This window comes from Pseudomonas sp. PvP089, from assembly GCF_017875165.1.
GTDB lineage: Bacteria > Pseudomonadota > Gammaproteobacteria > Pseudomonadales > Pseudomonadaceae > Aquipseudomonas > Aquipseudomonas fortuita.
This window is the reverse complement of record NZ_JAGGME010000001.1, coordinates 1,411,257-1,423,880: the sequence shown is the minus strand read 5'-3', so window position 1 is coordinate 1,423,880 and position 12,624 is coordinate 1,411,257. Positions and strand designations below refer to the sequence as shown.

Genomic DNA, 12,624 nt, shown 5'->3' with positions numbered 1-12,624 from the left:
CGCAGACCGTATTCGCCACGCATCCAGGACCGCCATGCACCATTCAACCCACGACCTGCTCTCACCCGTTCCGGGCATCACCCGCCAACTGCACAGCTTTCACTTCGGCCCCCGTGGTGGCGGCAAGGTCTATATCCAGGCCTCGCTGCACGCCGACGAGCTGCCAGGCATGCTGGTGGCCTGGCACCTCAAACACCGCTTGATGGCACTTGAACAACAGGGCCGCCTGCAGCGTGAAATCGTCCTGGTACCGGTGGCCAACCCGGTCGGCCTGGAACAAGTGCTGCTGGATGCGCCACTGGGGCGCTTCGAACTGCAAAGCGGCGAAAACTTCAACCGCAACTTCGTCGACCTGTCGGACACCATTGGCGACCAGATCGAAACACACCTGACTCAGGACCCGGTGCATAACGTTGCGCTGATTCGCGAATACCTGCGCCGAGGGCTGGAGGCACATCCGGCCCGCACGCCCCTGCAGGCGCAGCGCCTGATCCTGCAGCGCCTGGCCTGCGACGCCGACATGGTGCTGGACCTGCATTGCGATTTCGAGGCGGTCGAGCACCTGTACACCACGCCCGACGCCTGGCAGCAGATCGAGCCGCTGGCCCGCTACCTGGGCGCCCAGGCCAGCCTGCTGGCCACCGACTCGGGCGGGCAGTCGTTCGACGAATGCTTCAGCCTGGTCTGGTGGCAGTTGCAGCAACGCTTCGGCAAGCGCTTCCCTATCCCGCTGGGCTGCTGCTCGGTGACTGTCGAACTGCGTGGTCAGGCCGATGTCAGCCATGACCTGGCCAGCCAGGATTGCCAGGCGATAATCGACTTCCTGACCCACGCGGGTGTTATCGAGGGCACCAGCCCCGCCTTGCCGGCCTTGCTCAACCCCGCCACTGCGCTGGCTGCTGTCGAGCCGGTGTCGACGCCACTGGGCGGTTTGCTGGTGTATCACGCCAAACCAGGGCAGCACCTGGAAGCCGGTCAGTTGATCGCAGAAATCATCGACCCGCTCAGCGACCGGGTGACCGCCGTACGCAACAGCCAGCCAGGCCTGTTGTACGCCCGCAGCGTGCGGCGCATGGCAACCGCGGGCATGGTCATCGCCCATGTGGCCGGCGAGCAGGTATGCCGCAGCGGCTATCTGCTGGGCAACTGATTCGGTAAAACCATTGCCACTGGCGGCTGGTCTGTAGAAGCACAACCTTGGACGGACCACTGCCTCATGCCCACCGCCACTGACCTTGCCAATGCCTGGTTCGCCAAACGCGGCTGGAAGCCGTTCGCTTTCCAGCGACGTGTCTGGGCAGCAGTGGAACGTGGCGAGTCTGGCCTGTTACATGCCAGTACCGGCGCAGGCAAGACCTACGCGGTATGGCTCGCCGCGCTACGTGCGTTCAAGGCCCTGCCACAGGGCCGCCAATCTGTACCTCTGCAGGTGGTATGGGTGACACCCATGCGAGCCCTGGCCGCCGACACTGCCCGTGCCTTGCAAGCGCCCGTTGATGAGCTCGAGCTGCCCTGGAGCATAGGGGTGCGCAGCGGCGACACTGGCAGCGCCGAACGCGCCCGGCAAGCACGGCGCCTGCCCAGTGTACTGGTCACCACCCCCGAAAGCCTCACCTTGCTATTGACCCGGGCACAGGCCCGCGAAGACTTCGCCACGCTGCGCTTGGTGGTGGTGGATGAATGGCACGAACTGCTGGGCAACAAACGCGGGGTACAACTGCAACTGGCCCTCGCCCGCCTGCGCCGGTGGCACCCCGGGCTGCCCACCTGGGGTCTCTCTGCCACGCTGGGCAACCTGCAACACGCGTTGGAGGTACTCCTGCCACAAGGTGGCCTGCTGGTGCAGGGCCGCCAGGACAAGGCGCTGCAGGTTGATACCCTGCTGCCGGCGGCGATTGACCGCTTCCCCTGGGCCGGGCACATGGGCCTCAAGATGCTCGAGCAGGTCAGCCATGAGATCGACGCCAGTGCCAGTTGTCTGGTATTTACCAACACCCGTGCCCAGGCCGAACTATGGTACCAGGCCCTGCTTGACGCCCGCCCCGATTGGGCCGGGCTGATTGCCCTGCACCATGCCTCGCTCGCCCGGGACACCCGTGACTGGGTCGAGCGCAGCCTCAAGCAGGGCAGCCTGAAGGCAGTGGTCTGTACGTCCAGCCTGGACCTTGGCGTGGACTTTTTACCGGTGGAGCGGGTGCTGCAGATCGGCTCGGCCAAGGGTATTGCCCGCCTGATGCAGCGGGCCGGTCGCTCCGGTCATGCACCGGGGCGTCGCTCGCGAATAACCCTGGTGCCTACTCACAGCCTGGAACTGGTGGAAGCAGCAGCAGCCCGCCAGGCACTGGCAGCCGGGCACATTGAAGCGCGCTTCTCGCCACGCCTGTGCATGGACGTCCTGGTGCAGCACCTGGTCAGCATGGCCTTGGGCAGTGGTTTTCGCGCAGAACAATTGCTGTCCGAAGTGCGCAGCACCTGGGCGTTCGCCGAGTTGCGCGACAACCAGTGGCAATGGGCATTGGACTTCGTCTGCCACGGCGGAGGCTCACTCAGCGCCTACCCTGATTACCAGCGTGTTGAACGCCAAGAGGACGGCACCTATCGCGTGGCCAGTGAACGCCTGGCGCGCCGTCACCGCATGGGCATCGGCACCATTGTCAGTGATGCCCACCTGCAGTTGAAATACTGGAGCAAGGGCGGCGGGGGCAAAACGCTGGGCAGTGTCGAAGAAGCGTTCATCGCCCGCCTGCGCCCGGGCGATACGCTGGTATTTGGCGGGCGAGTGCTGGAACTGGTACGGGTGGAAAACATGACGGCCTATGTGCGTCGCAGTACTGCGCGCAAGGCTGCGGTGGCGCGCTGGAATGGCGGGCGCATGCCGCTCTCCAGCGAACTGGCCGACGCGCTGGTTGAACAACTCGATGCCGCAGCCCATGAGCGCTTCGAGGGCCCGGAGATGCGCGCGGTGCGCCCGCTGCTGGCGCTACAGGCTCAATGGTCGGCGTTGCCCACGACAGGCACGCTGCTGGCCGAGACGTTCAAATCCCGCCAGGGTTGGCACCTGTTCCTTTACCCGTTTGCCGGGCGCATGGCCAATCTGGGCCTGGCCAACCTGATTGCGTGGCGGGTCAGCCGCGTGCAGCCGCTGTCGGTATCGATTGCCGTCAACGATTATGGGTTCGAGCTGCTCAGCCCTGGCACCGTGGACTGGGCAGCGTACTTGCCGCAGGCGCTTGCTACCGAACACCTGCTGGAGGATGTATTGGCTAGCCTGAATGCGGGAGAAATGGCGTTGCGGCGTTTTCGTGAGATCGCCCAGATCGCCGGGCTGGTTTTTGGCGGGTACCCGGCAGCACAGAAAAGTACCCGGCAGATCCAGGCATCCAGTGGGCTGTTCTACGAGGTTTTCCGCAAGCATGACGCTGACAACCTGCTACTGGGCCAGGCGCGGGACGAGGTGCTGAGAGAGGAGCTGGAAATTGACCGGCTGCATCAGCAATTGCTGAAAATGGGCAGCCTGCGCTTGGACCTGCGTATGTTGAAGCGGCCGGGACCGTTGGCATTTGCGTTGCTCGTGGAAGGCATGCGCGAGACGCTGAGCACCGAAAAACTGGCGGACCGGATTGCGCGAATGGTGGCTGAGCTGGAAAGCGCTGCGTCAATGGGCCCGACTGAACCATGAATCATCAGCCCATCACCCACTGTGGCCAAACGCTCTGGCTGCTCCCCGACAAAGCCATCTACTGGCCTGCCCGCCGCGCTCTGCTGGTAGCAGACGTGCACATCGGCAAGGCCGCCAGCTACCGCGCCCTCCATCAGCCGGTACCACGCGGCACCACGCAGGCCACACTCGCGCGGCTTGATAGCCTGCTGGGGGCTTATGACTGTGAGCTGCTGATCATTCTGGGCGATTTTCTGCATGCCCGAACGGCACGCGCCCCGGCGACACTGGCCAAGGTGCATGATTGGCGGGAACGGCATGCAAATCTGCAAATAGTCCTGATACGCGGCAACCATGATCGCAACGCAGGCGATCCCCCCGCTTCGCTGCGCATTGAAGTGCAAGATGAACCTTGGCTATTGGAACCGTTCGCGCTACAGCACGAACCTCAACCACACCCCACCCATCCGGTGCTGGCAGGCCATGTTCACCCGGTCTTCGTCCTGCGCGGCAAGGCTCGCCAACGACTGCGCCTGCCTTGCTTCCTGATCGATGCCCGCGTGAGCCTGCTGCCGGCATTTGGTGAATTCACCGGTGGCTGGGAAATTACGCCAGCCGACGCCAGCAAGATCTACCTGTCTGGCGCGGGGCGCGTCTGGCCGGTGTAAATGCGCTCAGGCGACAGGCGCCGGAGGCGGCTCGTCAGGCAAGGTGGGTTCGCCTGGCTCCGTAAGAGGTGTATCGCCTGGCTGCGGGGGCTGTGGCGTATCGGGACCAGGCTGGTGCGGCACGCCCCCCGCCTGCATCGGCAGCGGGTGCGCCAGCAGTGACCAGGGCAACAACCCGACGTGGTTGGGCTGCAGGCCTGCCAGCTTGGCACTGATTGCGGGATGGAGTTTCATTGGCTGCTCCTGACGTAAGCCGATACGCATCATGCGCATCGGCATTACAGCGTTGGAGTGCCAAAGCCACGGGTAATTCCCCGCGTTTGTCGGTTCAGGTACGTGGCAGGGTAACGCCGCGCTGGCCTTGGTATTTGCCGCCACGGTCCTTGTAGGACACTTCACACTCTTCGTCCGACTGCAGGAACAGCATCTGTGCCACGCCTTCGTTGGCGTAGATTTTCGCCGGCAGCGTGGTGGTGTTGGAGAACTCCAGCGTCACGTGGCCCTCCCACTCGGGCTCGAGCGGGGTGACGTTGACGATGATGCCGCAGCGGGCGTAGGTGCTCTTGCCCAGGCAGATGGTCAGCACGTCACGCGGAATGCGGAAATACTCGACAGTGCGGGCCAGGGCGAAGGAGTTCGGCGGGATGATGCAGACGTCGCTCTTGATATCGACAAAGCTGCCGGCGTCGAAGTTTTTGGGGTCGACGGTGGCCGAGTTGATATTGGTGAAAACCTTGAATTCGTCGGCGCAGCGCACGTCGTAGCCGTAGCTGGAAACACCGAAGGAAATGACCCGGCTGTCCTGTTCGCCGCGCACCTGGCGCTCGACGAACGGTTCGATCATGCCGTGTTCCTGCGCCATGCGGCGAATCCACTTGTCCGATTTGATGCTCATGGCGGGGGTGTCCTGAAGAGTTGCGTGGTAAAAATCGTGAGGCGCATCTTACCGGTCCCGGCGCGCAGGTTAAAGTTCTATGCCGCATCCCGCGCCGGGCGGAGGCTGCAGCCGCCGTCGATCCGAATTTGCCTAAAGCTTCTCCAGACCATTGGCAGGTTGCGGAAAGTGGGGTAAGGTGACGCCACTGTGCTGCACGTGACACCGAGAATCTCTAGTTTGATGCACGATCCTGATCGGCCCATCGCTGAATTTTCTGCTCTCTTTGCGCTCAGTCCCGGGCAGGGTTTTTCCTGACCGTTATTAAATTGTCCAAGGAGACAGAAAAATGTCCAATCGCCAATCCGGTACCGTTAAGTGGTTCAACGATGAGAAAGGCTACGGCTTCATCACCCCTCAGTCGGGTGACGACCTGTTCGTGCACTTCAAAGCCATCCAAGCTGACGGCTTCAAAACCCTGAAAGAAGGCCAGGCTGTTACTTTCGTCGCTACCCGCGGCCAGAAAGGCATGCAGGCTGAAGAAGTTCAGATCGCCTAAGTCGATCTCGCTTCCTAGCTTTCAAAAAAACCCGCCTTCTGGCGGGTTTTTTTATGCCTGTGCAGGAGCGGCCTTGTGTCGCGAAAGGGGTGCGAAGCACCCCCAAGATAGGTGATCCAACCACATATTGCCGGGGCCGCTTTGCGGCCCTTTCGCGGCACAAGGCCGCTCCCACAGGAAATGCGTCAGTCTTCGCTGATGGTAATGCTCGGCATCGCCGGTGCGGCTGCTTCCTGCAGTACGATGCGTGCACCCACCTGGCGGGCCAGTTCCTGATAGACCATGGCAATCTGGCTTTCCGGCTCGGCAATCGCCGTGGGCTTACCGCTGTCGGCCTGCTCGCGGATCAGCATCGACAACGGCAGCGAGGCCAGCAGGTCGACGCCATACTGGCTCGCCAGCTTCTCACCACCGCCTTCGCCGAACAGATGCTCGGCATGACCACAGTTTGAACAGATATGCACGGCCATGTTCTCGACCACGCCGAGCACCGGGATGTTGACCTTGCGGAACATCTCCACGCCCTTCTTGGCATCCAGCAACGCCAGGTCCTGCGGAGTGGTGACGATCACAGAGCCGGCCACCGGCACTTTCTGCGCCAGCGTCAGCTGGATATCGCCGGTACCCGGCGGCATGTCGATCACCAGGTAATCCAGGTCGTCCCAGGCGGTTTGGGTCACCAGTTGCAGCAGCGCACCGGAGACCATCGGGCCTCGCCAGACCATCGGCGTGTTGTCGTCGGTGAGGAACGCCATGGACATGACTTCCACACCATGAGCCTTGATCGGCACAAACCACTTCTGGTCACGGATCTGTGGGCGGGTGCCTTCAGCAATACCGAACATCACGCCCTGGCTTGGGCCGTAGATGTCGGCATCGAGAATACCCACCCGCGCGCCTTCGCGGGCCAAGGCCAAGGCCAGGTTGGCCGCGGTGGTCGACTTGCCCACCCCACCCTTGCCCGAGGCCACGGCGACGATGTTCTTGACGTTGGCCATGGCCGGTACCTGGGCCTGGGCCTTGTGCGCGGCCACCTGGCAATCGATCGACACCTGGGCGCTGCTGACGCCCTCGAGGTTGCCGATGGCGGTCTGCAGCACCTGGGCCCAGCCGTTCTTGAACAGCCCGGCGGCATACCCCAACTGCAACTGCACGCTGACCTGACCGCCCTGGATATCGATGGCGCGCACGCAACCGGCGCTGACCGGGTCCTGGTTCAGATAGGGGTCGGTGTACTGGCGAAGCACGCCTTCAACGGCGGCACGGGTGACGGCACTCATGGAGACTCCCATTGGCAAACTTGATGTAGAACAGGCGCCTATCCTAACCCGTCAATCGTCAGCAGATGCGCATGCGGGGTGAAATATCTTCGCCAGCCCTTTATAGTGGCCGATCATCCTTATTTTTACCCCGTCGCCAGATAAGTAGCCGAGCCACCATGTCCGAGCCACGTCAGATTCTCGTCACCAGCGCCTTGCCCTATGCCAATGGATCCATCCATCTTGGCCATATGCTCGAGTACATCCAGACAGACATGTGGGTACGCTTCCAGAAAATGCGCGGCAACCAGTGTATCTACGTGTGCGCCGACGACGCCCACGGCTCGGCCATCATGCTGCGTGCCGAAAAGGAAGGCATCACGCCGGAACAGCTGATCGCCAACGTCCAGGCCGAGCACAGCGGCGACTTCGCCGACTTTTTGGTGGAGTTCGACAACTTCCACTCCACCCACAGCGAAGAAAACCGCGAACTGTCGAGCCTGATCTACACGCGCCTGCGTGAAGCCGGGCACATCGCCACCCGTTCGGTAACCCAGTACTTCGACCCGGAAAAGGGCATGTTCCTGGCCGACCGCTTCATCAAGGGCACCTGCCCCAAGTGCGCGGCCGAAGACCAGTACGGCGACAACTGTGAAAAATGCGGCGCGACCTACGCGCCCACCGAGCTGAAGAACCCCAAGTCGGCGATTTCCGGGGCCACCCCGGTACTGCGTGATTCACAGCACTTCTTCTTCAAGCTGCCAGACTTCCAGGCGATGCTGCAGCAGTGGACCCGCAGCGGCACCCTGCAGGACGCCGTGGCCAACAAACTCGCCGAATGGCTGGATTCCGGCCTGCAGGAGTGGGATATCTCCCGTGACGCGCCGTACTTCGGCTTCGAAATCCCGGGCGAACCAGGCAAGTACTTCTACGTATGGCTGGACGCGCCAATCGGCTACATGGCCAGCTTCAAGAACCTGTGCGCACGCCGCCCAGAGCTGGACTTCGACGCCTTCTGGAAAGAAGACTCCAAGGCCGAGCTGTACCATTTCATCGGCAAGGACATCGTCAACTTCCACGCCCTGTTCTGGCCTGCCATGCTCGAAGGCGCCGGTTTCCGCAAGCCGACTGCGGTCAACGTGCACGGCTACCTGACCGTAAACGGCGCCAAGATGTCCAAGTCCCGCGGCACCTTCATCAAGGCCCGCACCTACCTTGACCACCTGCAGCCGGAATACCTGCGTTACTACTACGCGGCCAAGCTGGGCCGTGGCGTCGACGACCTGGACCTGAACCTGGAAGACTTCGTGCAGAAGGTCAACTCCGACCTGGTGGGCAAGGTGGTCAACATCGCCAGCCGCTGCGCCGGGTTCATCCACAAAGGCAATGAAGGCGTGATGGTGGCCGGCGATGCCGCACCTGAGCTGACCGAGGCCTTCCTGGCCGCTGCCCCGTCGATCGCCGAAGCCTACGAAGGCCGCGATTTTGGCCGCGCCATGCGCGAGATCATGGCGCTGGCCGACCGCGCCAACGCCTGGATCGCCGACAAAGCACCGTGGTCGCTGGCCAAGCAGGAAGGCAAGCAGGATGAAGTGCAGGCCATCTGCGCCCAGGGCATCAACCTGTTCCGTCAGCTGGTGATCTTCCTCAAGCCCGTGCTGCCCGTGCTGGCCGCCGACGCCGAGGCCTTCCTCAACGTTGCCCCGCTGGCCTGGAACGACCACCTGTCGCGCCTGGAAAACCACCAGCTGAACCCGTTCAAGGCACTGATGAGCCGCATCGAACCGGCCAAGGTCGAAGCCATGGTCGCAGCCAGCAAGGAGGACCTGCTGGCCGCCGAAGCCAAGGCCCCGGCGGGTAACGGCGAGCTGAGCAAGGACCCACTGTCGGCAGAAATCGAATTCGACACCTTCGCTGCCGTTGACCTGCGCGTGGCACTGATCGTCAAGGCCGAAGCGGTGGCAGGTGCCGACAAGCTGCTGCAACTGACCCTGGACATCGGTGACGAGCGCCGTAACGTGTTCTCCGGTATCAAGTCGGCTTACCCTGACCCGTCCAAGCTGGAAGGCCGCCTGACCATGATGGTAGCCAACCTCAAGCCACGGAAGATGCGCTTTGGCGTGTCCGAAGGCATGGTCATGGCGGCCGGCCCTGGCGGTGAAGAAATCTACCTGCTGAGCCCGGACAGCGGCGCCAAGCCAGGCCAGCGCATCAAGTAACAGCCCTGCCCCGGCCTTTGTGCCGGGGCAGTTCCCTCTGCGCCTTGATTGCCGGACAATCACCATGATTCCCGGCTATCGTCATCTCATGAGCGACTACATCCTGGTCCTGATCAGCGCCGCGCTGGTCAATCACCTGTGCCTGCTGCAACCATCAGTCTCCAGGCTGCACCTGCATGTGCATGGCCTGGCCTGCGCGCTATGCATTGCGCTGGGCGTGATCGGTGCTCAGTTGCTGGTGCGAGGGGTGCTTGCTCCATTGCACATCCACGACCTTGCCCTTTTCGTATTGTTGCCCTGGCTGGCGCTGCTCGCCTGGGGCGTGCCATGGCTGCTGGCCAAATGGCGCCCGAACTGGCCCGTAACGGGGTTGCCAGCACTGCTCTTGAGTAACAGCGCAGCGCTGGGGCTGGCGCTGCGGCTGGCCAGCGACGACAGCACCTGGCCAGCCACACTGCTGCTAGGCCTGCTGGGCGGTGGCGGCTTCTGGCTGGCGCTGGCCTTGCTCGCCGACCTGCGCCAGCGCAGTGCCCATGCCGATATCCCCGGCGTACTGCGCGGCCTGCCCATCGAATTGATCGGTGCCGGGGTAATGGCCATGGCGTTTTCCGGTTTCAATGGGTTGTTTGCGCAATGAATACCAGCCCTGACCCGCGACTACGCACCAGCATGGGCCTGGTCTTGCTGGCCTGCGTACCTGGCCTGCTGACGCTGCTGTGGCTCCATGGCTGGGGTTTTCTGGTGAACCTGTTGCTCTGCACCAGCGCCGCCTTGCTGTGCGAAACCCTGCTGCTGGCAATGCGCGGGCAAGCACTGAAGCCGGCGTTAGACGACTGCAGCGCTCTGGTGACCGCTGTGTTGCTGGCGTGCGCACTTCCTACCCTGGCGCCATGGTGGTTGCCGGTGGTCGCCACAAGCGTTGCCATCGGTATCGGCAAACAGGCCTTTGGCGGTGTCGGCCGCAACCTGTTCAACCCGGCCATGGTCGGTTATGCCTTTGTACTGCTGAGCTTCCCGTTGCACATGAACCATTGGCCGGGGCCTGCACCGGGCCTGATGGAAAGCCTGCAGCAGGCATTTGCGGGTAGCGAGCACATTGATGCCTGGGCCAGCCCTACGCTGCTCGATGGCCTGCGCCACAACCGCAGCCTCACCATTGATGAGCTATTCGCCAGTCACCCAGGTTTTGGCAGTATTGGCGGGAGGGAAAGCGAATGGGCCAACCTGGCGTTCCTGCTCGGCGGCCTGTTCCTGCTGCAGCGCAAGGTGATCAGCTGGCATGCGCCCGCGGGCTTGCTGGCAGGGCTGTTCGTGTTCAGTTTGTTGGGCTGGAACGGTTCGGGGTCGGATTCCAATGGCTCACCTTTGCTGCACCTGTTCTCCGGGTCGACCATGCTGGCGGCGTTCTTCATTGCCACCGAGCCCGTCTCCGGCCCAAAAAATGAGTGGGCCAAGCTGGGCTTCGGCTTAGGAGCAGGGCTGCTGATCTACCTGATTCGCACTTGGGGCAGCTACCCGGATGGCACAGCTTTCGCCATCCTGCTGATGAACCTCATGGCACCGAGCCTTGAGCGCCTGGCCCTGCTGCATCAGCAGGCCACCCGATGAGCCGCCTGGCGCGGGATGCAGGCCTGCTGCTGCTAACCGTGGCACTGGCTGTGTCTGTCACGCTGGCATGGCGACAATGGACCAGTACTGCCGTCGCCAGCGCCGAGAAGCAACTGCAAAGCCGCCAGCGGCTGGCGGTGCTGCCTGAAGGCAGTTACGACAACCAGCCACTGGACACCCCCCTGGCCATGCCCGCCGCACAGCGGCCAAACAGTCGTATCCTGGCAGCTTACCGCGCAACGCGAGCAGGCGAGCCAACCGCCATCATCCTGATCACCCAAGCCCAAGGGTATGCCGGGCCGATCGTGCTGAGCATTGCCATCGGCACAGACGGCCGCCTGATCGGTAGCCAAGTGGTCGAGCAGCAGGAAACCCCAGGGTTGGGCGCACGCCTGGGAGACCCGCAGGTGCACTGGTTGGGGCAGTTTGCCAACCGTCAGCTGGGCGACCACTGGGCGCTGAAGCGGGACCACGGTGACTTTGACCAACTGGCCGGCGCAACCGTGACTTCACGGGCAGTGATCACAGCGTTGCAGGAAGGCCTGAGCTATTTCGATGAGCAGCGCAACTTGCTGCTGGAGGCCCCCACGCATGAATAGCGTCTACTGGCTGGCCGCAAGCCTTGTGCCCGTGCTTGGCGCCACCGGCTCACTGCGAGAGGGCGCCGCCATTGGCGTGTGCGCGATACTGATGAGCACGCTGCACCAATTACTGCTGGCGCCCTTGCGCCAGCGGCTGGCCACCTGGGCGTACATGCTGGCAAGCCTGCTGCTGTTGGCCGCCCTGGCCAGTTGCCTGCAACTGGCCCTGCGTGCGTGGCTACTGCCACTGGCCATTGCCCTGGGCCACTATCCTGCGCTGCTTTGCCTGCAATGCCTGGTTTACGACCACCTGCTACCCAGCCAGGGGCACTGGCGCCTGCTGGTCAGGCACCTTGGTGCCATGCTTGCCATCTGCCTGCTGCTCGGTGCCAGCCGCCAAGGGTTGGCCCAGTTGGCCGGCCTGCACCTGGCCAGCCTGGCCCCCGGCGCACTGCTACTGCTCGGACTGCTGCTGGCCTTGTACAATCGCCTGCGTCCGGGCCCCGCCCACCCACGTCGTCAAGGAAAGCGCTGATTTCATGAATGCCGCCAAACGCCTGGAGATCTTTCGCAGGCTGCACGAAGACAACCCCGACCCGAAGACCGAACTGGCCTACACCACGCCGTTCGAACTGCTGGTCGCCGTGACGCTGTCCGCGCAATCCACCGACGTCGGCGTCAACAAGGCCACCGCCCGCCTGTTCCCTGTCGCCAACACCCCGGAGGCCATCTATGCCCTGGGCGTTGAGGGCCTGAGCGAATACATCAAGACCATCGGGCTTTACAACAGCAAGGCCAAGAACGTCATCGAAGCCTGCCGCATGCTGATAGAGCAGCACGGCAGCCAGGTGCCGCAGACCCGCGAAGCCCTGGAGGCACTGCCCGGCGTTGGCCGCAAGACCGCCAACGTGGTGCTCAATACTGCATTCCGCCAACCAACCATGGCCGTGGATACCCATATCTTCCGGGTCAGCAACCGCACAGGCATTGCGCCAGGCAAGACGGTGCTGGAGGTAGAGAAGAAACTGGTCAAGTTCGTGCCAAAGGATTACCTGCTCGATGCCCATCACTGGTTGATCCTGCACGGGCGCTATGTCTGCCAGGCACGCAAGCCAAGGTGTGGCAGTTGCCGGATCGAGGACTTGTGCGAATACAAGCATAAGACCAGCGACGATTGAGCCGATAGCTTGAAACCACT

Annotated in this window: 13 protein-coding genes; 10 read left to right on the top strand and 3 right to left on the bottom strand. The window is 62.9% G+C overall.

The features are described 5' to 3' along the window. Positions 1-34: 34 nt before the first annotated feature. The 3 genes from J3A71_RS06495 (at position 35) to pdeM (ending at position 4,326) form a co-directional block, all read left to right on the top strand. Positions 35-1,150 carry a succinylglutamate desuccinylase/aspartoacylase family protein gene (locus J3A71_RS06495; RefSeq protein WP_024717445.1) on the top strand — a complete coding sequence of 372 codons (1,116 nt, stop codon included), beginning with the start codon at positions 35-37 and terminating at the stop codon, positions 1,148-1,150. A gap of 66 nt (positions 1,151-1,216) precedes the next feature. Next, complete coding sequence (locus J3A71_RS06490; protein WP_096426689.1) at positions 1,217-3,679, top strand: ligase-associated DNA damage response DEXH box helicase; 2,463 nt, start codon at positions 1,217-1,219, stop codon at positions 3,677-3,679. After that, on the top strand, positions 3,676-4,326 hold the full coding sequence (gene pdeM / locus J3A71_RS06485) for a ligase-associated DNA damage response endonuclease PdeM (RefSeq protein ID WP_023048370.1): 651 nt from the start codon (positions 3,676-3,678) through the stop codon (positions 4,324-4,326). Before J3A71_RS06490 ends, pdeM begins: the two co-directional genes overlap by 4 nt. Before the next feature lie 6 nt (positions 4,327-4,332). Here the strand turns inward: pdeM and J3A71_RS06480 are convergent, their stop codons facing one another. Further along, entirely contained in the window at positions 4,333-4,560 is a 228-nt protein-coding gene (locus J3A71_RS06480; protein ID WP_016488764.1) for a hypothetical protein, read from the bottom strand. Between the two features lie 94 nt (positions 4,561-4,654). Continuing rightward, entirely contained in the window at positions 4,655-5,221 is a 567-nt protein-coding gene (dcd, locus tag J3A71_RS06475) for a dCTP deaminase (RefSeq protein ID WP_003258001.1), read from the bottom strand. 328 nt (positions 5,222-5,549) lie between these two features. Here dcd and J3A71_RS06470 point away from each other — a divergent pair, with 328 nt between their 5' ends. After that, the gene (locus J3A71_RS06470) at positions 5,550-5,759 is read left to right on the top strand and encodes a cold-shock protein (RefSeq protein WP_016488765.1); all 210 of its coding nucleotides are present in this window, start codon (positions 5,550-5,552) and stop codon (positions 5,757-5,759) included. Positions 5,760-5,944: 185 nt separating this feature from the next. On the opposite strand, the gene apbC is transcribed toward J3A71_RS06470, so the two are convergent. Then, entirely contained in the window at positions 5,945-7,039 is a 1,095-nt protein-coding gene (gene apbC, locus J3A71_RS06465) for an iron-sulfur cluster carrier protein ApbC (RefSeq protein WP_016488766.1), read from the bottom strand. Positions 7,040-7,197: 158 nt separating this feature from the next. On the opposite strand from apbC, the gene metG reads away from it, so the two are divergent. From metG to nth, 6 genes are all read left to right on the top strand, one after another. Then, complete coding sequence (metG, locus tag J3A71_RS06460) at positions 7,198-9,237, top strand: methionine--tRNA ligase (RefSeq protein ID WP_016488767.1); 2,040 nt, start codon at positions 7,198-7,200, stop codon at positions 9,235-9,237. Positions 9,238-9,325: 88 nt separating this feature from the next. After that, positions 9,326-9,874 (top strand): Rnf-Nqr domain containing protein, encoded by a 549-nt coding sequence (locus tag J3A71_RS06455; protein WP_060520019.1) that lies wholly within the window; start codon positions 9,326-9,328, stop codon positions 9,872-9,874. Next, the gene (locus J3A71_RS06450) at positions 9,871-10,845 is read left to right on the top strand and encodes an RnfABCDGE type electron transport complex subunit D (protein ID WP_023048366.1); all 975 of its coding nucleotides are present in this window, start codon (positions 9,871-9,873) and stop codon (positions 10,843-10,845) included. The genes J3A71_RS06455 and J3A71_RS06450 overlap by 4 nt, the downstream gene beginning before the upstream one ends. After that, the gene (locus J3A71_RS06445; RefSeq protein ID WP_016488770.1) at positions 10,842-11,444 is read left to right on the top strand and encodes an RnfABCDGE type electron transport complex subunit G; all 603 of its coding nucleotides are present in this window, start codon (positions 10,842-10,844) and stop codon (positions 11,442-11,444) included. The genes J3A71_RS06450 and J3A71_RS06445 overlap by 4 nt, the downstream gene beginning before the upstream one ends. Continuing rightward, complete coding sequence (locus tag J3A71_RS06440) at positions 11,437-11,961, top strand: Rnf-Nqr domain containing protein (RefSeq protein ID WP_096426690.1); 525 nt, start codon at positions 11,437-11,439, stop codon at positions 11,959-11,961. Before J3A71_RS06445 ends, J3A71_RS06440 begins: the two co-directional genes overlap by 8 nt. A gap of 4 nt (positions 11,962-11,965) precedes the next feature. Further along, the gene (nth, locus tag J3A71_RS06435; RefSeq protein WP_016488772.1) at positions 11,966-12,604 is read left to right on the top strand and encodes an endonuclease III; all 639 of its coding nucleotides are present in this window, start codon (positions 11,966-11,968) and stop codon (positions 12,602-12,604) included. The last annotated feature ends 20 nt before the right edge of the window (positions 12,605-12,624 follow it).

Coding starts and splice junctions, on each gene's coding strand:
- J3A71_RS06495 (WP_024717445.1), top strand. CDS start 35: ATGCACCATTCAACCCACGACCTGCTCTCACCCGTTCCGGGCATCACC.
- J3A71_RS06490 (WP_096426689.1), top strand. CDS start 1,217: ATGCCCACCGCCACTGACCTTGCCAATGCCTGGTTCGCCAAACGCGGC.
- pdeM (WP_023048370.1), top strand. CDS start 3,676: ATGAATCATCAGCCCATCACCCACTGTGGCCAAACGCTCTGGCTGCTC.
- J3A71_RS06480 (WP_016488764.1), bottom strand. CDS start 4,560: ATGAAACTCCATCCCGCAATCAGTGCCAAGCTGGCAGGCCTGCAGCCC.
- dcd (WP_003258001.1), bottom strand. CDS start 5,221: ATGAGCATCAAATCGGACAAGTGGATTCGCCGCATGGCGCAGGAACAC.
- J3A71_RS06470 (WP_016488765.1), top strand. CDS start 5,550: ATGTCCAATCGCCAATCCGGTACCGTTAAGTGGTTCAACGATGAGAAA.
- apbC (WP_016488766.1), bottom strand. CDS start 7,039: ATGAGTGCCGTCACCCGTGCCGCCGTTGAAGGCGTGCTTCGCCAGTAC.
- metG (WP_016488767.1), top strand. CDS start 7,198: ATGTCCGAGCCACGTCAGATTCTCGTCACCAGCGCCTTGCCCTATGCC.
- J3A71_RS06455 (WP_060520019.1), top strand. CDS start 9,326: ATGAGCGACTACATCCTGGTCCTGATCAGCGCCGCGCTGGTCAATCAC.
- J3A71_RS06450 (WP_023048366.1), top strand. CDS start 9,871: ATGAATACCAGCCCTGACCCGCGACTACGCACCAGCATGGGCCTGGTC.
- J3A71_RS06445 (WP_016488770.1), top strand. CDS start 10,842: ATGAGCCGCCTGGCGCGGGATGCAGGCCTGCTGCTGCTAACCGTGGCA.
- J3A71_RS06440 (WP_096426690.1), top strand. CDS start 11,437: ATGAATAGCGTCTACTGGCTGGCCGCAAGCCTTGTGCCCGTGCTTGGC.
- nth (WP_016488772.1), top strand. CDS start 11,966: ATGAATGCCGCCAAACGCCTGGAGATCTTTCGCAGGCTGCACGAAGAC.